The organism is Phenylobacterium sp. GW823-FHT02A09, from assembly GCF_058797775.1.
This window is the reverse complement of record NZ_JBXAJZ010000003.1, coordinates 293790-320561: the sequence shown is the minus strand read 5'-3', so window position 1 is coordinate 320561 and position 26772 is coordinate 293790. Positions and strand designations below refer to the sequence as shown.

Below are 26772 nucleotides of genomic sequence, written 5' to 3'. Positions count from 1 at the left end.
GCTCTCCGCGACGGACTGGGCGCCTGTGGGTGGCGCTCTTCCCGAGCAATGACCTTTTCCGACGGCCGTGCGACCGCATCAGGGCCGGTCGGTTTCGCCTATGTGTCAGATGTGGCGGTCGCGAGACCTCCGCCCCGCGCCGCGGCCATGTTTCAAGTGTTGCAGGCCCGAGGGCCAGATCGGCCACAATCGGCACGCAGTCTGGCGCGGGTGAACGCGGCGCGGATCGTCCGCTCGACGACGAGGCTCGGGCAGGATGAAGCGCATCTGGCGCAAAAGCGGGGGGCGGCTGCCGATCACCCTGCAACTGGCCTTGCTGCTGCTGATCAGCCTGGGCGTGGCCCAGCTCATGATTTTCCTCGTCGCGGCGGTGACGCCGCCGCCGCCGCGCTCGGTGTTTTCGCTCTCCGAAGTGGCCGAGGCGCTGCGCGGCGGCGACCTGGCCCAACGCAACGGGCGCCACCTGATCCGGACGGTGCAGGACGAGCCGCCTGCCGAAGGCGGCCGCACGCCGTTGCGGGCATGGCTGGGGCGCGATCTCGCCGCCTTGCTGGGCGCCAACCCCACCGATGTGCAGTTGGCGCTGAGGCCGCCGAGGATGGGGCCGTTCGGCGTTCGCTCGCCGGCGCGGCCCCGGTTCGAGGGCGGCCCTGGTCCGCCGTTCCCGAACGATGCGGGCGGCGGCGCGCACCACCCCGGGCCGCCGCCAGGCCCGGGCGCCGCGCCCCCCTGGATGGCGCCCGGACCGGCCGGCTTCGCTGCGGCCTCGCGCCCGCTCACCGACGACTTCGTCGCCGGCGTGCGTCGGACGGACGGCAGGTGGCTGGTCGTCCATCCGTCGCCCGAGCGCTTCCCGACCGATTGGCAGCGCCGCATCTTCCTCTGGTACGCGGGCAGCTTCCTGCTCGTCGCGCCGCTCGGCTACGTCTTCGCGCGCCGGATCACCGCGCCGCTGCGCGCCTTCGCCGAGGCCGCCGAGACCCTGGGCCGTGATCCGACGGCTCCGCAGATGACCCTGACCGGTCCGGCCGAGATCGGCATGGCCGCCCGCGCCTTCAACGACATGCAGACGCGGCTCAAGCGCTATGTCGATGATCGCACGGGCATGGTCGGGGCGATCTCCCACGACCTGCGCACGCCGCTCGCGCGCATCCGCTTCAAGATGGAGGACGCGCCGCAGGACCTGCGCGACCGAGTGCTGGGCGACGTCGAACAGATCGAACAGATGGTCAGCTCGGTGCTCGACTTCATCCGCGACGGGGCCGTCGCCCAGCCCCGGCAACGCATCGACCTGCTGTCGGTGCTGGAGTGCCTGGCCGACGACGAGAGCGCGATCGGCCACGACGTGGAGGTGACCCAGGGCCAGCAGGCGGCGGTCGAGGGCGACCTGCTCGGCCTCCAGCGCCTGTTCGCCAATCTCGTCGCCAACGCCGTGAAGTATGGCGAGCGCGCCCGCATCCGCCTCTGGACCCAGGACGACGACGCCGTGGTCGAGATCGCCGACGACGGCCCCGGCCTCTCCGACAGCGAGATCGAACGCGTCTTCGAACCGTTCTACCGCGCCGAGGCGGCTCGCACCCTCGACGGGGGCGGCGTTGGTCTGGGCCTGGCGGTCGCGCGGTCCATCGCCCGCGGGCACGGCGGCGAGCTCACGCTTCGATCGACCCCGGCGGGGCTCGTCGCCGTCACCCGCATTCCGTTGGCGCGTGCGCCGGCGGCAGGTCGCGGCCGCCCCTGATCCAAGAGGCCTCCTCCGCGGCCCCGCCGCGGAGGAGGCAGTAGACGCTGCGGCGAGCGTGAAGGCTCTCGCAGCCTGTCAGGTCCCTTGTCGAAGCATGGCTCGGGCCCGAAGTCGGCGGCCCGGAACTGCGCCGGACCAGCCTGGGAATTGAGCGCCCCTCGGTCGACCGCATTGGGGCCGAACGCCTTCACGTCTGCTGCGGCCAGATTGCAGGACGCAACATTCGGGCGACGATCGAAACGGAGCGTTCGCCGGGCGATCAGGGCCGCGAGACGTGGGCGTCGAACAGATAGCCCGCGCCGCGATGGGTCTTGATGATCTCCTTGGGCGAGCAGTCGTGCAACTTGCGCCGCAGGCGGCTGATCTGCACGTCGATGGCCCGGTCGAAGACCTCGCTCTGACCGCCGCGGGCCTTGCCGATCAGCTCGTCGCGCGACAGCACCCGCTGCGGATTCTCCAGGAAGACCGTCAGCAGCGCCAGTTCACCGCTGGTCAGCAGGATGGTCAGGCCGTTCGGCGCCCGCAGCTGGCGGCGCGCGCCATCCAGCGTGAAACCCTGGAAGTAGAAGGCCCGGGAGCGGATGGCGAGCGCCAGCGACCGATCCTCGCCACGCCGCAGCACGGCGCGAATACGGGCCAGCAGTTCGCGCGGGCTGCAGGGCTTGGCCAGATAGTCGTCGGCCCCGAGCTCAAGCCCCAGCACACGGTCGATCTCGTCGCCCACGGCGCTGACCATGACGATCGGGGGGCCGCCGTTCTGCCGCAGCCGGCGGCAGATCGACAATCCATCCTCGCCGCGCATCATCACGTCGAGGACGACCAGGTCGGTGGAGCCCTCCGCCAGCACCTCCTCCATCGCCACGCCGTCGGCGGCGGTCCGCACGATGTAGCCGTGCTGGGACAGATAGGCGGCCATGCTGTCGCGGAGATCGGCGTCGTCGTCCACGATGAGCAGGTGGGGGTACAGGTCGGCGTCAGGCAGCGTTTCCACAGCTCGACAACTGATGCACAAATGTGGCGGCTGTATCGCAGGCCCGCCACATTCCCGTAGGGTTTGGATCGGTCCGCCCAGGACCGCGAAAATCTACACCCGGCGGCGGATCTTCAGACGAGCGACGCCGCGGTCATACGGACGCGCGGCCTCCGCTTGAACGGCGCGCCGGCGGGCGCGCCTGGGCGGCGCTTCGATCCGCCCGGGCCGCGTGAAGAGCTGCCGATGAAATGGGCTGAGGTGGCGGTCGAGCGTCTCCAGCAGCACAGAAAGATCGCTGGCGGCGGCGTCGCCGTCGCCCGCCATACGGACGATCGCCTCCCGGCAATGAGGGTCGAGGGATCTGGCCACCGCCTGGCGGGATGCCACGCTCAGCGCCGCGGCGACATCGGCGTCGTGCAGCTCCAAGCCCCAGTGGCGCCAGATCCGCCGGATCCAGCACTCAGGGTGCGCGGCGACGTCCTCATAGCGAACGACCAGGACCGCGCCGCCCAGGACATGCCGCATCTCGGCCCATCGCTTGGCGAACCGGATGAACCACCAGACGTCGTCGATGCCGCGAACGCCGGGCGCGGGCCGGCGGACATAGTCCTCGAGACTGCCGAGCCGATACGGCGCGCGCCACTTCTCGTAGTACGACAGCATCGCCGGCGGGATGTCCCGGATCAGCAGGACGATCGGCGGCGGGCGGTAGAGACGCAGCCGCGCCAGAACGGTCAGCAGCCGGGACGGGACGTTGTGGGAGCTGCCGATCCGCGGCGCACCGGCGTGCACGCGCGGATGCTTGGCGTGGCCGATGAAGTCGTCGCTCTTGCGCCCGCTGGAATGCGCGACCGGCGGCAGGCCCAGATGATGCGCGATCGCCGCGCTCAGCATGAAGCGCGCCCAGTGCGTGCCCGAGTTCTTGGACGACACCAGGAACCCGTCGACCGACCTACGGTACTTGAGCAGATGGAAGCTCGACAGGTCGTTCTGCAGGTCCCGCCAGGCCAGTCGCACGCGTTCCAAGGTCGCCCTCCCAAGTCGCCGGCAAGGGAGCCAGGGCGCTGGGCGAAAGCGGGGCTGAGCCGTGTCGGCCCGCGCAACGGTGGCGTTACGTTTGAAGGGTTTCCGCAGAGCTACAAAGACGCCGGCAGATGCTATGGGGTCGCCCGCATACTTCTGCGATCCACCCCAACACGAGACGGTCTGGCGATGATTCAACCTGGTGCGGCCTTCAAGGAAAACCTTCAGCAACTGCCGCCGATCGACAACGTGCAGCGCATCGACCTCGTGGACGCGAACGGGACCGTGGTCGCCAGCATCGAGAACCAGCCGGGCAAGCAAGGCTCGCTGGCGGTCTATCAGTACCTGAACCAGACCTTCGGCGGGCTGGACGCGAAGGCCGCGGAACATGGTCTGGCCGTCTTCGGCGAACACACGGCCGACGCCCGCAACCGGCCCGGCGCGCACCCCAACATCGACCGCCTGCTCGAGATCGCCGGCGGCGGCGATCGGCTGACTATCGAGGTCGTCGCCGGCGGCTGACCGCGTTGAGCGGTTCGGTCGCACCGACCGCGTAACGAGGATCGCTTGAGCCGATCCCGCCGCGGGCGTATGAGGGCGCAAATCGATGCGAACGCCTCGCATTCGTATTCGCACCCTCGTTGGAGAGACTCCTTGCGCCGCCTCGTCTCCCCGCTCGCCGAGACTCTCCGGTCCTGATGGCCGCCGCCGTTAAAGTCGGCGCGGCCTACCGGCTGGCGGTCGCCTGGCGCGCCGTCCTGTCGGTGGTCGCCAACTACGCCCTCTGCGCGCTGGCCGCCACGGCGCTGGCCCGGGTGCTGCCGCTGGTCGGCATGAGCCGCGTCGAGGCCGCGGTCGCCGCGACCCTGGTCGCGATCCTGGGTATGCCGGTGGTTCCGATCTTCGTCTTCGCGGCCAAGAGCGCCTGGAAGCCGACCCTGGTCATGACCTGCCTCGCCGCGGTGCTCTGGGCGGGCGCCTGGCTGGCGGGAGCGCCGGCATGAAGGGCGGGCTGCGCGCATCGACCAGCTGGCTGCACACCTGGACCGGCCTGATCTGCGGCTGGCTGGTGTTCGCCATCTTCGCCACCGGCACGGCGACCGTGTTCCGGCACGAGATCGAGGCCTGGACCCGCCCCTCGCTCAGCGCCAGCCCCGATCCGGCGGCCGGCCTGCAACGGGCCTACGACCACCTGCTGACCGCCGCCCCGCAGGCGACGCTGTTCGGCGTCCAGGCGCCGAGCCGCCAGGAACGCGACATGCAGACCTACTGGTCCAATCTCGACGGGACCTACGGTCAGGCCGAACTCGATCCGGCCACCGGCGCGCCGGTCGCCGACCCGCCGACCGGCGGCGGCGAGATGTTCTACCGCTTCCACTTCGAGCTGATGGCCCCCTACCCCTTCGGGCGGCTGGCCGCCTGCCTGGCGGCGGCGTTCTTCGCCAGCGCGGTGGTCAGCGGGGTCATCACCCACAAGCGGATCTTCTCGGACTTCTTCACCTTCCGGCCCGAGAAGGGCGGCCAGCGCGCCTGGCTCGACGGCCACAACGTCCTCGGCGTCCTGGCCCTGCCGTTCCACCTGTTCATCGCTCTGACCGGGATCATCACCCTGGCCACGACCTTCATGCCGTTCGGCATGGTCGGCGGCTACGGCAAGGACCTCGCAGCGTTCTACGCCGACAGCGCGCCCGAAACCCGCGGCATGCCCGAGCGCGCCGGCAAGCCGGCCGTCATGGCCCCGCTCGGCCCGATGATCGCCGTCGCCGAGCGCCAGCTGGGCGGCAAGGTGCTGCGCCTTACGGTCAACAATCCCGGCGACGCCTCGGCCCGCGTCACCCTGCATCGCGACAACGAAGGCCGGCTGAGCCGCCCGGCCGTCGCCGCGGTGTTCGACGGGGTCACCGGCAAGCTGCTGGTTTCTTCCCCGCCGCCGGGTCCGGCCATGGCGACCAACGACCTGCTCTACGGCCTGCACATGGCCGAGTTCGCCGGACCGGCCCTTCGCTGGCTCTACTTCTTCGCCGGGCTGTCGGGCTGCGGCCTGATCGCCTCGGGCCTGGTGCTATGGACGGTCTCGCGCCGCCGCAAGCTGCCCGATCCGGCCAAGCCCTATTTCGGCTTCCGGCTGGTCGAGGTGATGAACGTCGGCGCGGTCATGGGCCTGCCGCTGGCCATAGCCGGCTTCTTCTGGGCCGACCGGCTGCTGCCGGCGGGACTGGCCGAGCGCCCCGCGGTCGAGGGCCGCATCTTCCTGGCCACCATCGCCGCGACCATCGTCTACAGCGCCGTGCGCCCGCAGAGGCGCGCCTGGGCCGACACCGCCTGGCTCGCCGCCTTCGCCTTCGCCGCCATCCCGCTGCTCTCGGCCGCGACCGGCGGACGCAACCTGGCCGCCAGCGCCGCGGCCGGCGACTGGGCCATGGTGGCCCTCGATCTGACGCTGGTCGCGCTGGGCGGCGGCTTCCTGTTCATGGCCCGCCGGGCGAGCCGCGTCGCCGCGCCGGTCCCGCGCCGGGCCGCGCGCGCGGCGGCGGAGTAAGCGTCATGGAAGTTCTCGGCCTCGCCAGCGCCCCGCTCGCCTTCGCCGCCTTCATCTGCGCGGCGCTGTCGATGGACCGCCACCACCGCCAGGTGGCCGGCCAGGCCTGTCCGCCCGCCCGCCGTTCGCGGCTGCGGCTGGCCAGCAAGGCGCTGTTCGTGCTGGCCGTCCTGCTCGGGATGATCGGCGGCGGCGTCGGCATCGTCGCCGGCGTGCTCGGCGCGGGCCTGGCGGCCGGGGTCGTGGTGACGACCCTGACCGTCCGCCCGGCCCTGCTGGCGCGGCTGCTCGCCCCCCGCGCCTAGGTCAGGCCGCGCCACAGACCAAAGCCGCGGCGCGGACCTCGTCCGGCGTCAGCCGCCGGCCAGTTGCGCCTTACGCTCGCGGCGGCGGCGGGTCAGGACGTGCTCGGTGTAGCCGTTCGGCTGCACGCGGCCTTCGAACACCAGCTCCAGCGCGGCCTGGTAGGCGATGCTGGCGTCCGGGTCCGGGCTCATCGCCTGATAGGCCGCATCGTTGGCGTTCTGGGCGTCGACCACCTTGGCCATCCGGCCGAAGGTCTCGCGCACCTGCGCCTCGGTGCAGACCCCGTGGTGCAGCCAGTTGGCCATGTGCTGGCTGGAGATCCGCAGGGTCGCGCGGTCTTCCATCAGCCCGACGTCGTGGATGTCCGGCACCTTCGAGCAGCCGACGCCCTGGTCGATCCAGCGCACCACGTAGCCGAGGATGCCCTGGGCGTTGTTGTCCAGCTCCTGCTGGACGTCGGCGGCGTTCCAGTTGGACTTGGCCAACGGCGGGGTCAGCAGGTCGTCGGTCCCGGTCTTGGTCGCCGACTTGAGCATCGAGGCCTGCAGCGCCGGCACGTCGACCTCGTGGTAGTGCAGCGCGTGCAGCACGGCGGCGGTCGGCGACGGCACCCAGGCGGTGTTGGCGCCGGCCTTCGGGTGGCCGACCTTGGCGGCCAGCATGTCCTTCATCATGTCGGGCGCCGCCCACATGCCCTTGCCGATCTGGGCGCGGCCGGGGAAGCCCGTGGCCAGGCCGATCTCGACGTTGCGCTTCTCATAGGCCGGCAGCCAGGCCTCGGCCTTGATGGCGTCCTTGCGGACCACCGGGCCCGCTTCCATCGCGGTGTGGATCTCGTCGCCGGTGCGGTCGAGGAAGCCGGTGTTGATGAACACGATGCGATCGCGCGCAGCGTGGATGCAGGCGGCGAGGTTGGCGCTGGTGCGGCGCTCCTCGTCCATGATGCCCAGCTTCACGGTATTGCGCTCCAGGCCCAGGGCGTCCTCGACCATGTCGAACAGGCGCACGGCCAGCGCCACCTCGTCGGGGCCGTGCATCTTCGGCTTCACCACATAGACCGAGCCGGCCTTGCTGTTGCGGCGCGCGCCCTTCAGGTCGTGCAGGGCCGCGGCGACAGTGACCAGGGCGTCGACCACGGTCTCGAACACCGGCTGGCCGTTGAAGGTCGCGATGTCGGTCAGCATGTGGTGCCCGACATTGCGCACCAGCATCAGGCTGCGGCCGCGCAGGGTGAGCGCGCCGCCGGAGACGGCGGTGTAGGTGCGGTCTTCGTCCAGGCGGCGGGTCTCGGTCTGACCGCCCTTGGCGAAGGTCGCGGTCAGGTCGCCGCGCATCAGGCCCAGCCAGTTGCGGTAGACGCCCGTCTTGTCCTCGGCGTCGACGGCGGCGACCGAGTCCTCGCAGTCCTGGATCGCGGTCAGCGCCGCTTCGACCAGCACGTCGGCGACGCCCGCGGCGTCGTCCTTGCCGATGTTGTGAGCCCGGTCGATCAGGATCTCGAGATGCAGGCTGTTGTGGGTCAGCAGCACGCCGGCGGGCGCGGCCGCCTCGCCGCGATAGCCCGCGAACTGGGCCGGGTTGGCCAGCGCGACCTCCTGGCCGTCCTTCAGGCGCACGACCAGGTTCTGGCCCGCCACCACATAAGCTGCGGCGTCGGCGTGCGAGCCGGCGGCCAGCGGCGCGGCGCGGTCCAGGAAGCCGCGGGCGAACGCCACGACCTTGGCGCCGCGCACCGGGTCGTAGCCCTTGCCGCCCGTCGGCGGCTCGAGCGCATCGGTGCCGTAGAGCGCGTCATAGAGGCTGCCCCACCGCGCATTGGCGGCGTTGAGCGCGAATCGACCGTTGGAGACCGGCACCACCAGCTGCGGCCCGGCGATCGAGGCGATCTCCGGATCGACGTTCTGGGTGCCGATCTGGAAGGCGTCGGGCTCGGGCAGCAGGTAGCCGATCTCGCGCAGGAAGGCGGTCTCCTCGGCGACGTCCAGCGGCTTGCCGCGGCGCTCGCGCCACCAGCTGTCGATCTGGACCTGCAACTCGTCACGGCGCTGCAGCAGCGCGGCGTTGCGCGGGGTGAAGTCGGCCAGCACGTTTTCCAGCGCAGCCCAGAAGGCGTCGGACGCTACGCCCGTGCCGGGCAGAAGCTCGCCCTCCACGAAGGCGTGCAGCATATCGTCGACCGTGAGGGATTTGCTGATGTTCATGCGACCCGTGTCCCCAACTAAAGCGTCCCTGGGCTTCGCCGCAGTGCAGCGAGCCGGACCATTCCGGCGCTTTACTGCACGGAAGCGCGTCGGTTTGAAGCGTTTTGTTCGCGAGGGGCGACGCTTTGGCGCGTCAGGGGCAGAATTTGCCTTAGGCGTCCGAGAAGCCGAATGGCGCGCTGGTCCGCCGGATGTCGTCGGCCAGGATCTGGCGGCCGATCGGCGGGGCCGAGCGTGCGGTGCACTCGGTGCGATGGCAGAGTCGGCAGGTGACGCCGATCGGCGTGGCGCTCTCCGGCCCCGGCCGGTCCTGGGTGTAGATCAGCCGGTGCGCGTGCTCGGCCGAGCAGCCCAGCGCGATCGCCCGCTCGACCCGCGGGGTGCCGAACGCGCCGCCGCCGGCGGTCACGGTTCGGGCGATCGAGAAGAACCGCTCACCGTCCGGCAGCTCCAGCCACTGGGTGACGATCTCGCGCGGGGTCTTGAACGCCTGGTGCACCGACCATAGCGGGCAGCCGCCGCCGTGGCGGGCGAACGGAAACCCCGCCCCGTCCAGGCGCTTGGAGACGTTGCCGGCCGGATCGACGCGGATGAAGAAGAACGGCACCCGCTCGTGGCCGGGCTTCTGCAGGGTGGTCAGCCGGTGCGCGGTCTGCTCGAAGCTGGCCCCGAACTGGCGGGCCAGCGCCTCGACGTCGTAGCGCCGCGCCTCCACGGCCTTGGCGAAGGCGGTGTAGGGCATCAGGATCGCGGCGGCCGCATAGCTGGCCAGCGCCCGGCGGGTCAGCCGCTCGCCGCTCTCACTGGCGAAGGTCCCCTCGGCCGCGACCGCGTCGACATCCTCGCGCATCTCCAGATAGGCCAGCTGCAGCGCCAGCTGGAACACCTGGCTGGCGGTGTCGAGCGAGTCGTCGAGCAGCAGTTCCTTGCGATGCCAGTCGAGCCGCCGGATCGAACCGACCATGAAGTTGGACGGAATGCGCCGGACGCGCAGATTGTGCCGCGCCCTCAGATAGGCGGCGATGCTGTCGTGGGCAGCGACCTGCTGGGCCAGCCGCTCGGCCGCATCGTCCAGCACTGGGAAGGAGTTGCGCCGCGCGGCCAGGAACCGCCGGGATTCCGCGACGGGGTCGGCGGCGTCCGGGCCCTGGGCGGCGTCGCCCGCCGGGCCTTCGGCCCCGCGGTCGGCCAGGGCCAGCTGCTCTTCCTTGTAGGCGGTGTAGAGCCGCAGCAGCGCCTCGGTGATGCCCGGGAAGTTGGTGGTGACGTCGGTGCTCTCCAGCGTCGGCAGGTCGATGTCGCCGAACATCGGGTCCTTCAGCACCGCCTGCAGCCGCGCCGCGTCGTCCGACCCGCCGTCGCCGGCCAGGGTCGCCATGTCCATCTTGTAGGTCTGCGACAGCCGCAGCAGCATTTCGGCGCTGAGCGGCCGGTGATTGCGCTCGAGCAGCGCGATGTACGAGGGCGAGACCTCCAGGTCCGCGGCCATGTCCGCCTGGGTCAGGCCATGGTCCCGGCGCAGGCGGCGCAGGCTCGGCCCGACATAGAGGCGGCGCTCGGCGGCCATTTCTTACTCCGGATGTTGTCGAGACATTACAGCATTACAGAGATCGCCCGTAAAGTCTTACATCCGCACCTCAGAGCGACTCCACACCAGCGCACGTCCGCCTTAGGTGAGCGCCAGCACCGGGCCGAGTTCCCCCGGCTGATCGCGGAAGAGGCACATGTCTTATCAAGACCACATCATCGAGATGAGCCAGCTCATCAAAAGCAAGAACGGCACCTGGGACGGCATCAGCGCCGAATCCGTGGCCCGCATGCGTCTGCAGAACCGCTTCAAGACCGGCCTGGAGATCGCCAAGTACAACGCCGCGATCATGCGTCGCGACATGGCGGCCTACGACCTGGACGCCGGCAAGTACACCCAGTCGCTGGGCTGCTGGCACGGCTTCATCGGCCAGCAGAAGCTGATCTCGATCAAGAAGCACTTCGGCAACACCGATCGCCGCTACCTCTACCTGTCGGGCTGGATGGTCGCCGCCCTGCGTTCGGAATTCGGCCCGCTGCCGGACCAGTCGATGCACGAGAAGACCTCGGTCCCGGCCCTGATCGAAGAACTCTACACCTTCCTGCGCCAGGCCGACGCCCGTGAAATGGGCATGATGTTCCGCGACCTCGACGCCGCGCGCGCCGCTGGCGACAAGGCCAAGGAACAGTCGATCATCGACGCGGTCGACAACTACCAAACTCACGTCGTGCCGGTGATCGCCGACATCGACGCCGGTTTCGGCAACGCCGAAGCCACCTACCTGCTGGCCAAGAAGATGATCGAAGCGGGCGCCTGCGCCCTGCAGATCGAAAACCAGGTCTCGGACGAAAAGCAGTGCGGTCACCAGGACGGTAAGGTCACCGTGCCGCACGAAGACTTCCTCGCGAAGGTCCGCGCCTGCCGCTACGCCTTCCTCGAGCTGGGCGTCGACGACGGCATCATCGTCACCCGCACCGACTCGCTGGGCGCCGGCCTGACCAAGCAGATCGCCGTCAGCCACACCCCGGGCGACCTGGGCGACCAGTACAACAGCTTCCTGGATTGCGAAGAGATCGCCGCCGCCGACCTGAAGAACGGCGACGTCATCATCAACCGCGAAGGCAAGCTGCTGCGTCCGAAGCGTCTGCCGTCGAACCTGTTCCAGTTCCGCGAAGGCACCGGCGAAGACCGCTGCGTCCTGGACTCGATCACCTCGCTGCAGAACGGCGCCGACCTGCTGTGGATCGAAACCGAAAAGCCGCACGTCGAGCAGATCGCCGGCATGATGGACCGCGTCCGCGAAGTCATCCCGAACGCCAAGCTGGTCTACAACAACAGCCCGTCGTTCAACTGGACCCTGAACTTCCGTCAGCAAGTGTACGACGCGTGGAAGACCGCCGGTAAGGACGTCTCGTCCTACGACCGCGCCGGCCTGATGAGCGTCGACTACGACACCACCGAACTGGCGGCCGAAGCCGACGAACGCATCCGCACCTTCCAGGCGGACGGCGCCAAGCGCGCGGGCATCTTCCACCACCTGATCACCCTGCCGACCTACCACACCGCGGCCCTGTCGACCGACAACCTGGCCAAGGAGTACTTCGGTTCGCAAGGCATGCTGGGCTACGTGAAGGGCGTCCAGCGCAAGGAGATCCGCGAAGGGATCGCCTGCGTGAAGCACCAGAACATGTCCGGCTCGGATCTGGGCGACGACCACAAGGAATACTTCGCCGGCGAAGCCGCGCTGAAGGCCGGCGGCGTCCACAACACGATGAACCAGTTCGCCTAAGCGAGCCTCATCGACCGATAAGGGAACGGCCCGGAGCTCACGCTCCGGGCCGTTTCTTTGGCGCATCGCGCAAGGCCGCGCGAACTTCATTCTCAACTAAGGCATTTGGGCGTTTAATTCGCCGGCAGGCATCGCTGTGCTGGGAAATGGTCTCGGATGTCCAGGATCAGACGTATCGCGCGCAAGGTCAGGAACCGCCTCGCGACGGCCGGCCGCCGCGCGTTTGGCCTGCCTGCCGGCCCCGCCATCCTGATGTATCACCGCGTCAACGAGCCCGGTTACGATCCGTGGGAGCTGGCGGTCACGCCGGCCCACTTCGATGAACAGCTCGCCTGGCTCAAGCGCCGACGCACGGTGCTGCCGCTGGTCGAGTTCGCCGAGCGCCACGCCCGCGGCGACCTGCCGCGCGACGCGGTCGCCATCACCTTCGACGACGGCTACGCCTGCAACGGGCTCAACGCCGCGCCGCTGCTGGCCGCCCACGGCCTGCCGGCCACCGTCTTCCTGGCCACCAGCGCGATCTCGGCCGACCATGAATACTGGTGGGACGACCTGGAACGCATCGTCGTCGGCGCGCCCGTCGCCTCCATGGATATCGAGATCGACGGCCAGCGCCATGCGTTCGACCTCGGCCCGGTCGGCGACCTTCACGCCCCCAACCCGCAACGCCAGGCCGCCTACAAGGCCCTTTGGCAGGCGATGCGCCTGCTCGACCCGGTCGAGCGCCGGGCGCTGCTGGCCGACCTCGCGCTTCGCCACGGCATGCCGGCGGCCGGCCGCTCCAGCCATCGCAGCATGACCCGCCAGGAAATCCAGACCCTGGCCGCCGAGGGCGTGATCAGCTTCGGTGCGCACTCGGTGAACCACCCGGCGCTCAGCGAGCTCAGCCGCGAGGAGCAGCGCACCGAAATCGAAACCAGTCGTGAGGTCTGCGCCGAGTTGCTGGGCGCGACGCCGTCGACCTTCGCCTATCCGTTCGGCGACTACAGCGACGTGACCGTGGACGTGGTGCGCGAGGCGGGCTTCGCCGTCGCCGTCACCACCGACGCCGACGTGGTGCGCAAGGGCGCCAACCACCTGCGCCTGCCGCGGCTGCAGGTCGGCGACTGGCCGGCCCGGCGGTTGAGCGCTGCGCTCAGCGCCTAGTCGTTAGGCGGCGCCGCGGCGCGCCTTGATGGTGATGATCACCGGATAGCGGTCGTCGACGACGTCGAGCTTGCGCTTGCTGACCTCCTGGTGGGCGAGACCTTGCAGGAAGGTCGTGGCCGCATAGGCGTTGCCGAAGGTCTCGATCTCGACGTTCTCGGCCCCGAACACGTCGCCGAACAGCCGCGTGGCCGCCAGGGTCGTCAGCGACCAGTACCAGGTTGCCCCCCACTCGTCCTCGGCCACCGGGCTGATGCCCGGCACAGTCACCAGCGCCACCCCGCCCGGCTTCAGCCCGCGGCGCATGCCCTCGACCGCGGCCTTCATGTCGTAGATCAGGTGCAGCGTCTGGGTCAGCACGATGCAGTCCAGTCCGGCTTCGGGCAGCACGCCCGGCACGGAGATGTCGCCGACGATCGTCGCTTCCGGATTGCCGGGATTGATGTGCAGCACTTCCTGCTGGGTGATCTGCGCGCCGCCGAAGCGGCGGCAATAGGCGGCGTCGCCGATCTCCAGCGCCCGACCGCGGATTTCACTGGACTGCCGGGCCAGGAAGTTTTCGATGTAGTATCGATCGACCGGCGTGCCGCGATCATAGCCGAATTCCCGGCTCACCGGTTCTGTGCTGAGGAACCTCAAGAACAGGCCCGCGCCGATACGGCGGTCGATTTTCGACATCAAGGCATGGCGCCGGCGGCTGTCGGTCAACACAGCATTCCTCAAAAGCGGCGGGGAAATTCACAATAGCGAAGCAGCAATTGACTATCGCGCTTCAATATTAACACTCCCTAAGCATCGGTCATGGTCAATGCCTTGGCAACTGGAGTCTTGATGTGGACGCCCGGTCCGGCCAATGCTCGGGAACCGCGAAGGAGTTCGTAACGACATGGCTGACAGCGCCGTAGTCCCGAACCATGAGGCGCCCGCCCCGCACCTGCTGCGGGAGACGGTCGTGCGCCCGACCAGCGGCTGGCGCTCGCTCAATCTCGGCGAACTGTTCCTCTATCGCGACCTGCTGATGTTCCTGGTCTGGCGCGACCTCAAGGTCCGCTACCAGCAGACCATCCTTGGCAGCGCCTGGGCGATCATCCAGCCCTTGGCGACGATGGTCGTTTTCACCGTCGTGTTCGGAAAGCTCGCCAAGCTGCCGTCGGACGGCGTCCCCTATCCGCTGTTCAGCTTCACCGCCCTGGTGATCTGGACCTATTTCAGCCAGGCGGTGACCGGCGCCGTGAACAGCCTGATCGGCAACACCCAGCTGATCGAGAAGGTCTACTTCCCGCGCCTGATCCTGCCGATCGCCGCGGTGGTCCGCGGCCTGGCCGACCTGGCGATTTCCTTCGCGTTTCTGATCGCGATGCTGGCCTTCTACAACGTCTGGCCGACGTGGAAGGTCGTGTTCGTCATTCCCTTCACTCTGCTGGCCATCATCGCGACCGTCGGCGTCGGCGCAGGGCTGGCGGCGATCAACGTCCGGTTCCGCGACGTGCGTCAGATGATGCCGTTGCTCGTCCAGCTCTGGATGTTCGCCACCCCGGTCGCCTATCCGGCCAGCATGGCGCCGGAGAAGTGGCGCACCCTGCTCGGCCTCAACCCGATGACCGGCGTCGTCGAAGGCTATCGCTGGGCGCTGCTGAACACCGGCCCCTTCCCGTTTGATCTGGTCGCCCTGTCCACCGCCAGCGCGCTGGTCATGCTGATCATAGGTCTCTTCGTCTTCCGACGGATCGAGAGCAGCTTCGCGGACATCATATGAAGAACGAGCGGCCATGGGCGATTAAGGTCGACGACCTCACCAAGCGCTATCGCTTGGGCGGGGCCGGCTCGACGAACCTGCGCCAGACGATCTCGCAGGGCGTCAAGCGCCTGCCCGAACTTCTGCGCGGCGAACAGCGCCCGCGGCCCGAGGACTTCTGGGCGCTGAAGGGGGTCTCCTTCGATATCAAGCGCGGCGAAATCGTCGGCGTCGTCGGCAAGAACGGGGCCGGCAAGAGCACGCTGCTGAAGATCCTGTCGCAGATCACCGAGCCGACCTCGGGCGAAGTCCGTTTCCGCGGCCACGTCGGCTCGCTGCTCGAAGTCGGCACCGGCTTCCATCCCGAACTCTCCGGCCGCGACAACGTCTTCCTCAACGGCGCCATTCTGGGCATGTCGCGCCAGCAGATCGCCCGCCGGTTCGACGAGATCGTCGCCTTCGCCGAGGTCTCCGATTTCATCGACACGCCGGTCAAGCGCTACTCCAGCGGCATGTACACGCGCCTCGCCTTCGCGGTGGCCGCGCACCTGGAGACCGACATCCTGCTGATCGACGAAGTGCTCGCCGTCGGCGACATCGGCTTCCAGCAGAAGTGCCTGGCCCGCATGGGCGAGATGGCGCACGACGGCCGCACCGTGCTGTTCGTCAGCCACAACATCACCGCCATCCAGTCGCTCTGCCCGCGCGCGATCCTGCTTCAGGGCGGCAAGATCGCCGCCGACGGGCGCACGCACGACGTCCTGAACGCCTATCTCCGGGCCGGCGCCGAGGGTCCCTCCGGCGTCCGCATCTGGGCCCCCGAGGACGCCCCGACCGGCGGTTCGGCCAAGATCCACGCGATCCAGGCGATCTCGTTCGACGCCGACCGCCAGCATCACATCGACATCCACACCCCGTTCCAGATCGCGTTCGACTACGAGTGGACCGGCGGCTCGCAGCCGTTGCGCTTCGACATCCGGGTCCTCAATCGCAGCGGCGTCGTGGTCTTCTTCATCAGCAGCTCGAAGTCGACCTGGGCCCAGACCCCTGGGCGCCACCGGGTCAGTTGCCTGATCCCCGCCGACCTGCTGAACGCCGACGAGTACCGCCTTCACCTCACCCTGCTCCAGGGCGGCGAGGAGGTGCTGGACCTGCCCGACGCCATGACCTTCGAGGTGCTCGACAGCGACCGCGACCGCGACGGCTGGTACGGCGAATGGGAAGGCGTCCTGCGTCCCCGGTTCGAATGGCGCGCCGAGGCTGCGCCGGCCGTGGTCGCCTGATCCCGCCGGCCGGCCGACGGTGACCCGCCCGCTTTCCAGCGACCTCATCGGCCCCGGCGTCGCCACGCGGGGCGTCAGCCATCGCCCGCTGTCGGCCGAGCCCGACGCGGCCACCGCCATGACCGTCTTCTGGGACCAGGGCCTGCCCGTCGCCCAGGCCCTGACCGGCAGCGACGGCGTCACGCGTCGCACGCAGCCGATCGCACGGACGGCCCCTCCACGCCTGCCGCCCCAGCCGCCGTCGGTGAGCGTGGTCATCTGCACCCGCGACCGCCCCGAAGAGCTTCGCCGCTGCCTGGCCTCGCTGCCGGCGCAGAGCCTGCGGCCGCTGGAAGTGATCGTCGTCGACAACGCCTCGAGCAGCGACGCCACCCGCGGCGTCGCGCTCGACGCCGGCGTCGTCTATGTCCGGGAAGATCGGCCAGGCCTCGACTATGCCCGCAACACCGGCGCAGCGACCGCCCGCGGCGAGATCGTCGCCTACACCGACGACGACGTGCTGCTGCATCCCAACTGGCTGCAGAACCTGGTCGCGGCCTTCGACGCGCCGGAGATCGGGGCGGTGACCGGTCTGGTCCTGCCGGCCGAACTGGCGACCCCCGCCCAGCTGCACTTCGAGACCTACTGGAGCTTCGCGCGCGGCTACGCGCCGAAGGACTACACGCCGGAGGCCTTCAAGGCCGAACGGCGCGCCTTTCCCGCCTGGGACATCGGCGCCGGCGCCAGCATGGCCTTCCGCCGCGAGGTGTTCGCCAAGGCCGGACTGTTCGACGAGCGGCTCGATGTCGGCCGCGCCGGCTGCTCGGGCGACTCCGAGTTCTGGCACCGGCTGCTCGCCCACGGCTACGTCTGCCGCTACGAGCCGTCCTCGGTCGCCTTCCACTATCACCGCGACTCCGACGAGGGCCTGGCCCGCCAACTGTTCAGCTACATGCGCGGCCACTCCGCCGCGCTGCTGGTCCAGTTCGAACGCAACCGCCGGCTGGGCGACCTGCGACGCGCCTTCGTCAGCCTCCCGGTGCGCTATGGACGCCGCGCGCTGCGCCGCTCGCAGCCGCGCGACCGCTTCCTCGACCTGGAGGTTCGCGGCTACCTCTCGGGACTGGGCTTCTACCTGACCGGATCGCGGCGCGACTAACGCCCGACCATGCCGCGCACCGACCGCCGCAGGCTGCGGCGGGCGCGCACGGCCGCCTCGGAGGCTCGCCGCGTCGCCAGGGCGATGCGGTCGCCGGGGCCCAGCGGCCACTCAGGCAGATCATAGGGCGCAAAGGCCAGCCGAAAGGCGCGCTCGGTCTGCGGCGTCATCAGCCCGTGCTTCCGGGCGTGCTCCGCCGCCCAGTTCAGGAACGCGATCCGCGCCGCATGCGGCCGGTAGCGGTCATAGTCGCCGCCCTCGGTCGCCTTGTTCGAGGTCGAGTCCGGATGCTGGCGATAGCGCGACTGGAACTGGTCCGCGACATAGACCGGATAGCGCAGCAGCAGCTTGGCCCAGAGGCTCTGGTCCTCGTAGAGCGCGAACTGCTCCTCGAAGCCGCCGACCTCCTCGAGCGCCGAGCGGCGGATCATCACCGCGCAGGTGCAGGGCACGTCGCCCTGCTGGCCCAGCAGCACCGCGTTGAACAACGCCGGGGCCGGATGCGCCCGTCCGGCGAAGCGGCGCATGGTCTCGGTCCAGGTGCGGGGGGTCTCACCTTCCCACCACCAGAGCGTCGGCCCGTACACCCACGCCGCGTCCGGAGCCCGCTCCAGCATGGCAAGTTCGAAGGCGAGCTTCGTCGGCTCGAACAGGTCGTCGGCGTCCAGGAAGGCGACGAACCGCCCGCGCGCGGCGTCCATGCCACGGTTGCGGGCCGCCGCCGCGCCGCGCCGGGCAGGATCGGGCGCGATGACCCGGATCCGGCCGTCGGCGGCGGCGGCCGCCGCCGCCATCTGCGGGCTGGCGTCGCTCGACCCGTCGTCCACCAGCAGCAGTTCCCAGTCGCCGAAGGTCTGGGCCTGCACCGAGGCGATCGCCTGCTCGATATAGGCTTCGGCGTTCAAGAACGGCGTGATCACCGACACCTCGGCCATCAGCGGGGCACCTTTCCAAGCAGGCGCCTGACCACGTTCTTGGCCATCCGCAGGCGCAGCTCGGCGATCGTGTTCCGCACCGCCAGGCGCGCCTGCGGGTCCGCCTTCTGCGCCGTCAGGTAGCGCGACAGCCAGCCGAGATAGCGCAGCCTCGCCCGGTCGTCGGCGCCCGCCGCGGCGGACTCGGCCGTCGCGCTCTGCGGATGCTGCCGATACTTGAACCACACCGCGTCGCCGACATAGGTCGGCGCGGCCAGCAGCGCCTTGGCGTAGAACACCTGGTCCTCGAACATGCCCTTGAAGGCGGCCTCGAAGCCGCCGACCCCGTCTACCAGCGACTTGCGCAGCAGCGAGCCGCTTGAGGTGGGCGTCTGGTAGACGTTCTTCAGCTGCAGATGAAACAGGTGCGGCGGCTGGTAGAGCTGCTCAGGCTCCACCCCGAGGTCGTAGACGAAATCGGCTTCGGCGGCGTCGGCCCGCCAGGCGTGCCAGATCAGCGCCCGCCCATAGACCATCCCGGCCTCGGGCCGCTGGTCCAGGATCGCGACCTGCTCGGCCAGCTTGCCGGGCGCCCAGACATCGTCGGCGTCGAGGAACGCGACCATCTCGCCCTGGGCGTGGGCCAGGCCCAGGTTGCGGGTCGCGCTCATGCCCCGGTTGACGCCGCCCGGATGGCGCAACAGCCGCACGCGCTGCGGGTAGGCGTCCACGTACCTCTGGGTCAGTTCGCGGCTGCCGTCGCTCGACCCGTCGTCGACCACCAGCAGTTCGAAGTCCGGCCAGCTCTGGGCCAGCACGCTGTCGATCGCTTCGGCCAGGTAGGTTTCACCGTTGTAGACGATGATGATGACGCTGACCCTAGGCGGGGCCATGCGGACCTCCGGCCCGTTGCGCGCGGCGGCGGCGGAACGCCGAGCGGGCCGAGCGCAGCCGTTCGCGCGCATTGGAGATCGCCATGCGGGCGGCGCTGGCCGGAAGGGCTCGCGGCGCGATTTGCGTGATCCCGATCGCCTGCCGCATCAGCGGCCCAAGCCCGGCCGGCTTGCGGTTCGCCAGCAGGTTCATCAGCCAGGTGTCGGAATAGAAGCGGATCCAGCGCGCCTCGCCGTCGCTGACGGCCGCCCGCCACTCGGGCCGCTCGTCGGCCGCGCTCCGATAGCGGCGCACGACGCCGAGCACCGAGCGCAGCATCATCGCGCTGTCGCGCGACATGTTCTGATCGTGCTGCCAGTACTCGGCCATCATCTCGGGCCGGGCGGCGATGGCGTAGTTCCGCGACATGCGCAGGTAGGTGTCGTAGTCCTCGCAGGCGCGCAGCGAGGCGTCGAACGCCCCTACCGCTTCCAGGCGGTCGGCGCGGTACATCACCGTCGCATGCATGCCGATGCAGTTGCAGCGCAGGAAGGTCGCGAACGGATCTTCGCCCGGCGGGAACAGCGTCACCGGCGTGATCTGCCGGGTGACGGCGTCGACATAGCAGTACGAGCCATAGACCATGCCGCAGTCGGGATGCTGCGCGAACAGCTCCAACTGCTTGGCCAGGGCGTCGGGCATCAACTGGTCGTCCGCATCGAGAAAGACGAGGTATTCGCTGCTGGCCGCGCGCATGCCGGTGTTGCGCGCCGCCGACAGGCCCTGGTTCTCCTGGCGGATCAGTTTCACGGACGGATAGGCGGCGGTGACCGCGGCCGGGTCGTCGCGCGACCCGTCGTCGACGACGATGATTTCCTTCGGCGGCGTGGTTTGGCCGAGCGCGCTCTCGATCGCCGCGGCCAGATAATGCGCGTGATTATAGGTCGGTATGATCACCGCTACGCTGGCTGACATCGCCCCACCCTGTCCTCTTACGAAACGACTGGATACCCTGCGTACTCGAGCCACGCGATGGAACGGCGTAGCCCCTCATCGAACGATACGACAGGAACGTAACCAAGTTCCACCTCGGCGCGAGCCCACGGAAGCCAGACCCCGCCGGTCTGCAGCAAGGCCCGTTCCAGCGACACGTCGGGACCTCGGGCGCCGCCGCCGGAGGGCGGCGAGCGGCGCGCACGGTAGGATTTCAGCCCGGCCCCGATCCCGACGCGGACCGGCCGCGGGAGCGCGCCGGCCAGTCCTTTGACGGGTCCCCAGCGCCGCAGCCGCTCCAGCTTCGAAGGCGGCGCGGGAACCCGCGCGGCGGAGGCCGGCATGTCGGGCAGGGCGTCCAGGTCGACGCCCAGCGCCGCGGCGATGGGCCCATACAGGTCGCGCCAGGTCGGCTGCTCGCGATCGCCCAACAGATAGGTCCGCCCGTCGGCCCGCTCGGCGGTCGCCGCCAGCCTGATCGCGTGAACCAGGTTGTCGACATAGATCGAGTTGCAGGCGCCGCGCGCGCCAGCGACGACATAGGCCTCGCCGGCCAGCAGCTCGTCGGCCCAGCCCCCGACCCACTGCGAGCGCGGCCCGAACACGATGCCGGGGCGCAGGACCACGGTCTCCACGCGGCCGCCACGGCGCAGCTCGGTCAGCAGCCGCTCGGCGCGCACCTTGGCGTTGTTGTAGTCCATCGGCTGACGGTCGCTGAGAAGGCTGTCCTCGTCGACGCCGGCGGCGGGCGCCTGCCCATGAACCGAGGCGCTGCTGAGATAGATCAACCGCCGGACGCCGGCGTCCTCGGCGGCGCGATAAATCGGCTCGACGGCGCTGACGATAGTCTGCGGATCTCCGGCGACCGCCGAGACCACCACGTCGCAGCCCTCCAGCGCGGCGGCCATGCCGGCGCGGTCGCCGGCGTCGGCCACCCGCACGTCCAGATCGAACCGCCGCGGCAGGGCTGCGGCGCTGGCGCGACGCACGATCGGGCGCACCTGAGCCTGGCCCGAGAGATGCAGCATTTCGACGGCGCGGTTTCCGACGAAGCCGTTCGCGCCGACGATGGCGATGTGGGTCATGCCGCGCGTTCGCCCCCGATCCAGGGTTCGGCCATCGGCTGGCGGCGCGCATAGCAGAGATCGATCAGCCGCAGGGCCTCGACGCCCGGCGCTTGGCCCCGGACGGCGACGGCGGGACCGGCGATGGCGGCGCGCAGCTGGGCGGTGAAGGCGTCCTGGAAATCCCCGGCGCCCTCCAGGATCAACGCCGCCGTCTGACCGTCCAGGCGCAGTTCCAGCCGGTCGGTCTCATAGGGCGTCCAGACGACGGCGCCGGACGCGCCGTGAAAGACGAAACGGTTGGGCCGCGCCCAGTCGCGGCTGAGGCGGACGTTCGCCCGCACGCCCGAGAAATCCAGCTCGACCCGGGCATTGGCTTCGACGCCGCCGCGGGCGTCGTCGGCGCAGGAGACCAGCTGCGGCGCCCCCAGCCAGCCGATCAGCAGGTCGAAGACATGGGGCCCGAGATCGCGCAACACCCCGCCGCCGCTCTCGGCGCGGCTGAAGTACCGCGGCGAGCTCACCGGCCAGTCGAACGGACCGCCCTCGAACACGTCCACCGAAATCAGCTCGCCGATCACCCGCCGCCGCAGAAGATCGGCGATGGCGCGCACCGACGGGAACTGTCGGCGCATCAGTCCCTCGGTCAGCGGCCGGCCGGCGGCCTGCGCGGCGGCCATCATCGCCGCCGCCTCGTCTCCCGACATCGCCAACGGCTTTTCGCAGTGCACCGCCAATCCCTTGGCGAGCGCGGCTAGGGTCTGCTCGGCATGGCGTCGCGGCGGCGAAGCGACCAGGACGAGGTCGAGGCCGGCGGCCAGCAGTTCGTCATAACTTGCGCATGCGCGCGCCCCGGGCAGGCGATCGCAGATCGCCTGCATCGCTGCAGCATCGGGATCGAAGACTGCAACCAACCGCGCCTCCCCGGCGGCCGCCAGTGCGGTCAGCGCGGGCGCGTAATAGCGCGCGCTGACCGCACCGCATCCCGACAATCCGATACGGATCATGCAGCTTCCGCGTTACCGGCCGGAAAGCCGCCCTTAAGGGCGATACTGGCGGCCTGCTTCAGAACGCCAGGCGTCGCGCTCATCCTGACCGCCTCAAGCAAATGCGCCTGCATCCCCTGCCGATCTCCGCTGCGCGCGAACCTGCGGGCATTGTTGAGGGCGGTGTCGGCATAGGTCAACCGCGCCCGACGGGCGATGTCCCGCGCCCGCTCCCGCGGGAGATACGAGGTGAACATCTCGATGGCGCGCCGGGTGTAGCCAAGCTCCTCGGCCATGCGGAAGTGACGACCAGTGTTCGACTCCTGGTGCATGCGATAGCCGGCGAGCACTTCGGGCTCGTACCAGACCGGATAGCGCGCCGCGATACGCACCCACATCTCCCAGTCCTCGGAACAGACCAGCCGCGGATCGAAGCCGCCCAGCTCTTCATAGACCTCGCGCCGGACCGTGATCGACGGGGTCATGATCCGCTGCTCCTCGGCCAGCCGCTCGACGCCGCCGACCAGGATCCCGGCCCGCGGCTGCTCTGCGTCCGGAATGGACAGCTCGCGGCCCTCGCCGTCGATGTAGCGGTGCCGGCAGAAGGCCGCTCCGACGTCCGGAGAACTCTCGAAGCCTTGCTGCAAGGCCTGATAGAAGCCGGGCTCGACGCGGTCGTCGCCATGCAGCAGGTGCACGTAACGCCCGCGCGCACGGGTCAGGCAGGTCGCGAAGTTGAGGATGTGCCCGACGTTCTGGGGCTGCCTGAAGAAGCTCACGCGATCGCCGCCAATGGCGCGAACGACCGCCTCGGGGTCATCGACCGAGCCGTCGTCGACGACCTCGATCTGCATCTCGTCAGGACCTGGCGCCTGATCGAGCACGCTGCGCAGGGTCTCGGCCAGATAGCCGGCGCAGTTGTAGGTCGGGATCATCACCGACCAGTCGGGTCTTGGCAGGTTGTCCATGATCGGTTCGATCTGGGCGCGCTGAAGGGAGGTATTCATCGTCTTTCTCCACTCCCCCACACGCGCCGGGATACGCGCAGCAAGCTGCGCGCGCTGAGCTGTCTGGCGCCGCCGGCGCGCAGCGCCCGCCAGAGACAGTCGCGGGCCATCGCAGTCTCGCCGCGCTCGGCGTAGACCTCGGCCCACTCGAAGAAGTAGCGGCTCGCGCCGCCACGAGCGGCGCGCTGCTGATCGGGCGGCGAGACCGCCCGCATGCGCCGGTAGAACCCCTCGATGCGGTCAAGCTTTTCCGGGCCGGGCAGCGACGAGAACATGCCCCCCGGATGCAGCCGGTAGCCGCCGATCGGCTCGTCCACGAAGGCGATGGGCCCCCACGCCGCACAAAGGATGTAGAGCGGCCAGTCGGTGATCGGGAAAAAGTCCGCGTACCAGTCGCCAAGTCCGCTCAGCGCCTCGCGCCGCAGCATGCCGGCGCAGGTCGCGAACGGGTTGCCGTTCCAGAGATCGTCGATGTCGCTGAGCGCCTTCTGGTCGGCCGGCGTCCAGCGACGCGACGGCGGCCCCTCGCCGTCGTCGACCAAAGCGTTGTGAAAGACTGCGGAGAGCGTCGGGTCGGCGTCGAGCAGGTCGGCCTGACGCTGCACCTTGTCGTGATCGGTCCAGTAGTCGTCGCCGTCCAGCAGGCAGATGTAGCGACCGCGCGCCGCCCGGATCGCCCTGGCGACCACCTCGTTGGAGCGCAGGTTTTGCGGCGACATCAGCGTGCGGATCTGCGGATGCCGATCGACATAACCGGCCAGGATTGTGCGGGTGGCGTCCGTCGAACTGTCCTCGCTGACAATCACTTCGACCCTCCTATCGGTGCGCTGAGCCAGCACACCGTCAAGAGCAGAGGAAATATAATCAGCGTGGTTATAGGTAATTAAAAGAATACTGACATCAGCGTCATCGCCACTTGTTACAATTGACAACCCACGCGATAATTCTGCCGCCATATCTCGCCCCGATAATGTGTGATATCGGCCGGCTACAGCTCAGCCAGACCACACTCAACTCTCGCGCGCCCCCACGCGTCGGCGATGAAAGCAATCTTCGCTATGAGATATTAAAAATTCCCCCAATCCGTGCAGCAAAGTTTATCCGGGTTTCATCGGAGCCGAGCGGCTGCTTGCAAGTAGTTGGGTGAAGAAGAGTCCAGGCAATGACTCCCGAGGAGGCCGGCGCGGATTCGACCTCGACTGTAACCGCTCAGAAACCCCTGACGGCTAAGGTGTGCATTCGATCGGAATTCTCCGAAATGGAGAATGACGTTTTTTCTGGATGTATCCGATCGTAAATCGACTAATGTACAGTCTATAAGTCTCGGATTATCGCGTACCTTTGGCTCCACCCCTTTTCGGGAAGTCGACGCCCCTACTCAGCGGGTTGTCGAGCCGGCTTGTTGCTGGGTGGTGCTTGGCTCTACCGTTCACAACTGGGGGTGAATGTGGGAAAGGCAGTACTCGTTGCCGGTGGGTGTGGCTTCCTTGGCTCGCACCTGATCGATCGCCTCCTGCTGAGGTCCGATGTCGACCGCATCGTCGTGGTGGACAACCTTTGGACCGGCACGCGGGACAATCTCAAGCACATCTCGGATCCGCGCCTCCACCTTGAGGTCGCGTCGGCGGAGCACTTCTCCACCTCCGATCGCTTCGACGAAATCATCCACCTCGCCTCGCCGGCCTCGCCTCCGTGGTACATGCGCGACCCGGTCGGCGTCATTCAGGCCAACCTGGGCGGCGCGCTGAACCTCCGCAACCTCATGGCCAAGGGCGGCCGCTTCTCGTTCGCCTCCACCTCCGAGGTCTACGGCGATCCGCTGATCTCGCCGCAGCCCGAGCACTATCGCGGCTCGGTCGACTGCACCGGCCCGCGCTCGTCGTATGACGAAAGCAAGCGCTGCACGGAGTCGCTGCTGTTCGAATGCCGCCGCGTCTACGGCATCGACATCCGCATCGTGCGCCTGTTCAACGTCTATGGCCCGCGCACGCGGATCGACGACGGCCGCGCGGTGTCGAACTTCCTCGGCCAGGCGCTGACCACCGGCAAGCTCACCGTCTATGGCGACGGCCTGCAATCGCGCAGCTGGGGGTATGTCGACGACATCATCGACGCGCTCGAGCGCTATTTCTGGCGTGACCAGATCAGCTATCCGGGCCCGCTCAACGTCGGCAACGACCGCGAGATCTCGGTGCTGGAAGTCGCCGAATACATCACCAAGCTGGTGCCCGGCTCGTCGATCGAGTTCCTGCCGCCGGTCCCGCAGGACCCGACCAACCGCCGGCCGGACCTGACCCGGATGAACCAGATTCTGCCCGGCTGGTCGGCCGACATCCCCTACGAAGACGGGATCCGCCGCACCCTCGAATGGTTCAAGCTGCAGATCGGCCAGCAGACGACCGCGCCGGCGCTCGCGCCCGCGCCGCTGCTCATGGGTCCTAGCTAACGGGGCGTCCCACCATGCGCGGATCGTACGCGGCGTCGAGCGCAGCCAGGCTTCTGAACCTTTGAAGCCGGCGCCTCGAATCCCAGGCCGTGTCGACTTCGGTGTCGGAGTAGGCGTCGAAGTGGCGCGGGTCGATCGCCCGCACCACGTCCCCGCCGCTCCGACGGCCCAGGTACACGAACGCCAGACGCGCCTGCTCAACCAGCTTGAGCGGAGCGCCCAGCGGGTCGTGCGTGAACGCTTCGCCGACCGCGCCCAACGCTTCGCCGGCCAGGCCGCGCCGGGCGCGGTTGCGGGCGTACTCGGCGAAGAACGTGGCCATCCGCCGCCGCGCCAGGCCCCGCGCCGTGTCGTCGAGCTCGGGCCACATCACCCGGTACATCTGGATGTGCGAGCGGATCATGCGCCCGACGTCCTCGGTCATCGCCCCATCGGTCCGGCGGTAGCCGGTCAGGTAGGCCGGAACGCAGGCGAACTGGTGCTTCAGCGCGACCTGCAACTGGATCAGGTAGTCCTCGCACCCCTGGGCGTTCGCGGCGTTGAGCCCCGGATCGTAGCGCAGGTCGCCCAGCGCGCTGCGCCGGATCAGCGGCGTGCTGCCGTTGGAGACGAAGTTCCAGTCCAGATGCCGGTACAGCACCCAGCCCTCGACCACCGGCGCGGCGGACGCGTCGATGATGCGGCCGGACGTGTCGATGCGGCGGTACCAGTTGTAGACGAGGCCAAGGCTGGCCGGACCGTTCGTGAAGCGCTCGAGCTGCAGCCGCAGCTTGTCGGGATGCCACAGATCGTCGGCGTCCAGCGGCGCGATGAAGTCGCCGCGCGCTGCGTCGATGCCGGTGTTGCGCGCCGCCGCCACGCCGCCGTTCGGCTTGGAGATCACCCGCACCCGGGCGTCCTGCGCCGCGATGGATTCCGCCATCGCGCGGGTGCCGTCCTTCGACCCGTCGTCGACGACGATGACCTCGAGTTCGGCGTGGGTCTGCCGCAGCGCCGACCTCAGCGTTTCAGCCAGGGTCGGGGTGGCGTTGTACGCGGGCACGACGACAGAGATCAGGTTCGGCATGATCCAACTTCACGGTGAAAA

24 protein-coding genes are annotated in these 26772 nt (G+C 69.1%); 11 read left to right on the top strand and 13 right to left on the bottom strand.

The window, feature by feature from the left end:
* Window positions 1-256: 256 nt before the first annotated feature.
* Window positions 257-1738 (top strand): ATP-binding protein, encoded by a 1482-nt coding sequence (locus tag AC1Q87_RS14210; RefSeq protein WP_492609577.1) that lies wholly within the window; start codon window positions 257-259, stop codon window positions 1736-1738.
* Window positions 1739-2000: 262 nt separating this feature from the next.
* On the opposite strand, the gene AC1Q87_RS14205 is transcribed toward AC1Q87_RS14210, so the two are convergent.
* Both AC1Q87_RS14205 and AC1Q87_RS14200 read right to left on the bottom strand, forming a co-directional pair.
* Window positions 2001-2732, bottom strand: a complete 732-nt coding sequence (locus AC1Q87_RS14205) for a response regulator (RefSeq protein ID WP_492609576.1) — start codon at window positions 2730-2732, stop codon at window positions 2001-2003.
* Between the two features lie 93 nt (window positions 2733-2825).
* Window positions 2826-3731 carry a sulfotransferase domain-containing protein gene (locus AC1Q87_RS14200; RefSeq protein ID WP_492609575.1) on the bottom strand — a complete coding sequence of 302 codons (906 nt, stop codon included), beginning with the start codon at window positions 3729-3731 and terminating at the stop codon, window positions 2826-2828.
* Between the two features lie 195 nt (window positions 3732-3926).
* Between AC1Q87_RS14200 and AC1Q87_RS14195 the strand changes: the two genes are divergently transcribed.
* The 4 genes from AC1Q87_RS14195 (at window position 3927) to AC1Q87_RS14180 (ending at window position 6581) form a co-directional block, all read left to right on the top strand.
* A complete protein-coding gene (locus AC1Q87_RS14195; protein ID WP_492609574.1) occupies window positions 3927-4259 on the top strand; it encodes a DUF2322 family protein in 333 nt (110 codons plus the stop codon).
* 176 nt (window positions 4260-4435) lie between these two features.
* The gene (locus AC1Q87_RS14190; RefSeq protein ID WP_492609573.1) at window positions 4436-4741 is read left to right on the top strand and encodes a hypothetical protein; all 306 of its coding nucleotides are present in this window, start codon (window positions 4436-4438) and stop codon (window positions 4739-4741) included.
* Window positions 4738-6276, top strand: a complete 1539-nt coding sequence (locus tag AC1Q87_RS14185) for a PepSY-associated TM helix domain-containing protein (RefSeq protein WP_492609572.1) — start codon at window positions 4738-4740, stop codon at window positions 6274-6276. Before AC1Q87_RS14190 ends, AC1Q87_RS14185 begins: the two co-directional genes overlap by 4 nt.
* Before the next feature lie 5 nt (window positions 6277-6281).
* Window positions 6282-6581, top strand: coding sequence for a DUF3325 family protein (locus tag AC1Q87_RS14180; protein WP_492609571.1), 300 nt, complete (start codon window positions 6282-6284; stop codon window positions 6579-6581).
* Between the two features lie 48 nt (window positions 6582-6629).
* Here AC1Q87_RS14180 and AC1Q87_RS14175 read toward each other — a convergent pair whose 3' ends face one another.
* Together AC1Q87_RS14175 and AC1Q87_RS14170 are read right to left on the bottom strand one after the other, a co-directional pair.
* Window positions 6630-8783 (bottom strand): malate synthase G, encoded by a 2154-nt coding sequence (locus AC1Q87_RS14175; protein WP_492609570.1) that lies wholly within the window; start codon window positions 8781-8783, stop codon window positions 6630-6632.
* A 151-nt stretch (window positions 8784-8934) separates the two neighbouring features.
* Window positions 8935-10350, bottom strand: a complete 1416-nt coding sequence (locus tag AC1Q87_RS14170) for a helix-turn-helix domain-containing protein (protein ID WP_492609569.1) — start codon at window positions 10348-10350, stop codon at window positions 8935-8937.
* Between the two features lie 157 nt (window positions 10351-10507).
* Here AC1Q87_RS14170 and AC1Q87_RS14165 point away from each other — a divergent pair, with 157 nt between their 5' ends.
* Window positions 10508-12100, top strand: a complete 1593-nt coding sequence (locus tag AC1Q87_RS14165) for an isocitrate lyase (RefSeq protein ID WP_492609568.1) — start codon at window positions 10508-10510, stop codon at window positions 12098-12100.
* 156 nt (window positions 12101-12256) lie between these two features.
* Complete coding sequence (locus tag AC1Q87_RS14160; protein ID WP_492609567.1) at window positions 12257-13246, top strand: polysaccharide deacetylase family protein; 990 nt, start codon at window positions 12257-12259, stop codon at window positions 13244-13246.
* A 3-nt stretch (window positions 13247-13249) separates the two neighbouring features.
* Here the strand turns inward: AC1Q87_RS14160 and AC1Q87_RS14155 are convergent, their stop codons facing one another.
* Window positions 13250-13924 (bottom strand): methyltransferase domain-containing protein, encoded by a 675-nt coding sequence (locus AC1Q87_RS14155; RefSeq protein WP_492609566.1) that lies wholly within the window; start codon window positions 13922-13924, stop codon window positions 13250-13252.
* Between the two features lie 208 nt (window positions 13925-14132).
* On the opposite strand from AC1Q87_RS14155, the gene AC1Q87_RS14150 reads away from it, so the two are divergent.
* The 3 genes from AC1Q87_RS14150 to AC1Q87_RS14140 are packed head-to-tail and all read left to right on the top strand — an operon-like array spanning window position 14133 to window position 17402.
* Window positions 14133-15002 carry an ABC transporter permease gene (locus AC1Q87_RS14150; RefSeq protein ID WP_492609565.1) on the top strand — a complete coding sequence of 290 codons (870 nt, stop codon included), beginning with the start codon at window positions 14133-14135 and terminating at the stop codon, window positions 15000-15002.
* Window positions 14999-16264: an ABC transporter ATP-binding protein gene (locus AC1Q87_RS14145; protein ID WP_492609564.1), complete on the top strand. Its 1266-nt coding sequence runs from the start codon at window positions 14999-15001 to the stop codon at window positions 16262-16264. The genes AC1Q87_RS14150 and AC1Q87_RS14145 overlap by 4 nt, the downstream gene beginning before the upstream one ends.
* 19 nt (window positions 16265-16283) lie before the next feature.
* On the top strand, window positions 16284-17402 hold the full coding sequence (locus AC1Q87_RS14140) for a glycosyltransferase family 2 protein (RefSeq protein ID WP_492609563.1): 1119 nt from the start codon (window positions 16284-16286) through the stop codon (window positions 17400-17402).
* Here the strand turns inward: AC1Q87_RS14140 and AC1Q87_RS14135 are convergent.
* The 7 genes from AC1Q87_RS14135 to AC1Q87_RS14105 are packed head-to-tail and all read right to left on the bottom strand — an operon-like array spanning window position 17399 to window position 24195.
* Complete coding sequence (locus AC1Q87_RS14135; RefSeq protein WP_492609562.1) at window positions 17399-18337, bottom strand: glycosyltransferase family 2 protein; 939 nt, start codon at window positions 18335-18337, stop codon at window positions 17399-17401. The two genes, AC1Q87_RS14140 and AC1Q87_RS14135, sit on opposite strands and share 4 nt — an antisense overlap.
* Complete coding sequence (locus tag AC1Q87_RS14130; protein WP_492609561.1) at window positions 18337-19209, bottom strand: glycosyltransferase family 2 protein; 873 nt, start codon at window positions 19207-19209, stop codon at window positions 18337-18339. The genes AC1Q87_RS14135 and AC1Q87_RS14130 overlap by 1 nt, the downstream gene beginning before the upstream one ends.
* Window positions 19196-20164, bottom strand: a complete 969-nt coding sequence (locus tag AC1Q87_RS14125; protein ID WP_492609560.1) for a glycosyltransferase family 2 protein — start codon at window positions 20162-20164, stop codon at window positions 19196-19198. The genes AC1Q87_RS14130 and AC1Q87_RS14125 overlap by 14 nt, the downstream gene beginning before the upstream one ends.
* Before the next feature lie 17 nt (window positions 20165-20181).
* Window positions 20182-21267: an NAD-dependent epimerase/dehydratase family protein gene (locus AC1Q87_RS14120; RefSeq protein ID WP_492609559.1), complete on the bottom strand. Its 1086-nt coding sequence runs from the start codon at window positions 21265-21267 to the stop codon at window positions 20182-20184.
* Window positions 21264-22253 carry a Gfo/Idh/MocA family protein gene (locus AC1Q87_RS14115; protein WP_492609558.1) on the bottom strand — a complete coding sequence of 330 codons (990 nt, stop codon included), beginning with the start codon at window positions 22251-22253 and terminating at the stop codon, window positions 21264-21266. The genes AC1Q87_RS14120 and AC1Q87_RS14115 overlap by 4 nt, the downstream gene beginning before the upstream one ends.
* Window positions 22250-23239: a glycosyltransferase gene (locus AC1Q87_RS14110; protein WP_492609557.1), complete on the bottom strand. Its 990-nt coding sequence runs from the start codon at window positions 23237-23239 to the stop codon at window positions 22250-22252. Before AC1Q87_RS14110 ends, AC1Q87_RS14115 begins: the two co-directional genes overlap by 4 nt.
* On the bottom strand, window positions 23236-24195 hold the full coding sequence (locus AC1Q87_RS14105) for a glycosyltransferase (RefSeq protein ID WP_492609556.1): 960 nt from the start codon (window positions 24193-24195) through the stop codon (window positions 23236-23238). Before AC1Q87_RS14105 ends, AC1Q87_RS14110 begins: the two co-directional genes overlap by 4 nt.
* Before the next feature lie 485 nt (window positions 24196-24680).
* Between AC1Q87_RS14105 and AC1Q87_RS14100 the strand changes: the two genes are divergently transcribed.
* On the top strand, window positions 24681-25685 hold the full coding sequence (locus AC1Q87_RS14100) for an NAD-dependent epimerase/dehydratase family protein (protein WP_492609555.1): 1005 nt from the start codon (window positions 24681-24683) through the stop codon (window positions 25683-25685).
* On the opposite strand, the gene AC1Q87_RS14095 is transcribed toward AC1Q87_RS14100, so the two are convergent.
* Window positions 25678-26751, bottom strand: coding sequence for a glycosyltransferase family 2 protein (locus tag AC1Q87_RS14095; protein ID WP_492609554.1), 1074 nt, complete (start codon window positions 26749-26751; stop codon window positions 25678-25680). The two genes, AC1Q87_RS14100 and AC1Q87_RS14095, sit on opposite strands and share 8 nt — an antisense overlap.
* Window positions 26752-26772 lie beyond the last annotated feature (21 nt).

Coding starts and splice junctions, on each gene's coding strand:
- AC1Q87_RS14150 (WP_492609565.1), top strand. CDS start 14,133: ATGGCTGACAGCGCCGTAGTCCCGAACCATGAGGCGCCCGCCCCGCAC.
- AC1Q87_RS14105 (WP_492609556.1), bottom strand. CDS start 24,195: ATGGCGGCAGAATTATCGCGTGGGTTGTCAATTGTAACAAGTGGCGAT.
- AC1Q87_RS14210 (WP_492609577.1), top strand. CDS start 257: ATGAAGCGCATCTGGCGCAAAAGCGGGGGGCGGCTGCCGATCACCCTG.
- AC1Q87_RS14135 (WP_492609562.1), bottom strand. CDS start 18,337: ATGGCCGAGGTGTCGGTGATCACGCCGTTCTTGAACGCCGAAGCCTAT.
- AC1Q87_RS14160 (WP_492609567.1), top strand. CDS start 12,257: ATGTCCAGGATCAGACGTATCGCGCGCAAGGTCAGGAACCGCCTCGCG.
- AC1Q87_RS14120 (WP_492609559.1), bottom strand. CDS start 21,267: ATGACCCACATCGCCATCGTCGGCGCGAACGGCTTCGTCGGAAACCGC.
- AC1Q87_RS14175 (WP_492609570.1), bottom strand. CDS start 8,783: ATGAACATCAGCAAATCCCTCACGGTCGACGATATGCTGCACGCCTTC.
- AC1Q87_RS14170 (WP_492609569.1), bottom strand. CDS start 10,350: ATGGCCGCCGAGCGCCGCCTCTATGTCGGGCCGAGCCTGCGCCGCCTG.
- AC1Q87_RS14190 (WP_492609573.1), top strand. CDS start 4,436: ATGGCCGCCGCCGTTAAAGTCGGCGCGGCCTACCGGCTGGCGGTCGCC.
- AC1Q87_RS14130 (WP_492609561.1), bottom strand. CDS start 19,209: ATGGCCCCGCCTAGGGTCAGCGTCATCATCATCGTCTACAACGGTGAA.
- AC1Q87_RS14180 (WP_492609571.1), top strand. CDS start 6,282: ATGGAAGTTCTCGGCCTCGCCAGCGCCCCGCTCGCCTTCGCCGCCTTC.
- AC1Q87_RS14145 (WP_492609564.1), top strand. CDS start 14,999: ATGAAGAACGAGCGGCCATGGGCGATTAAGGTCGACGACCTCACCAAG.
- AC1Q87_RS14165 (WP_492609568.1), top strand. CDS start 10,508: ATGTCTTATCAAGACCACATCATCGAGATGAGCCAGCTCATCAAAAGC.
- AC1Q87_RS14155 (WP_492609566.1), bottom strand. CDS start 13,924: ATGTCGAAAATCGACCGCCGTATCGGCGCGGGCCTGTTCTTGAGGTTC.
- AC1Q87_RS14095 (WP_492609554.1), bottom strand. CDS start 26,751: ATGCCGAACCTGATCTCTGTCGTCGTGCCCGCGTACAACGCCACCCCG.
- AC1Q87_RS14195 (WP_492609574.1), top strand. CDS start 3,927: ATGATTCAACCTGGTGCGGCCTTCAAGGAAAACCTTCAGCAACTGCCG.
- AC1Q87_RS14125 (WP_492609560.1), bottom strand. CDS start 20,164: ATGTCAGCCAGCGTAGCGGTGATCATACCGACCTATAATCACGCGCAT.
- AC1Q87_RS14185 (WP_492609572.1), top strand. CDS start 4,738: ATGAAGGGCGGGCTGCGCGCATCGACCAGCTGGCTGCACACCTGGACC.
- AC1Q87_RS14115 (WP_492609558.1), bottom strand. CDS start 22,253: ATGATCCGTATCGGATTGTCGGGATGCGGTGCGGTCAGCGCGCGCTAT.
- AC1Q87_RS14110 (WP_492609557.1), bottom strand. CDS start 23,239: ATGAATACCTCCCTTCAGCGCGCCCAGATCGAACCGATCATGGACAAC.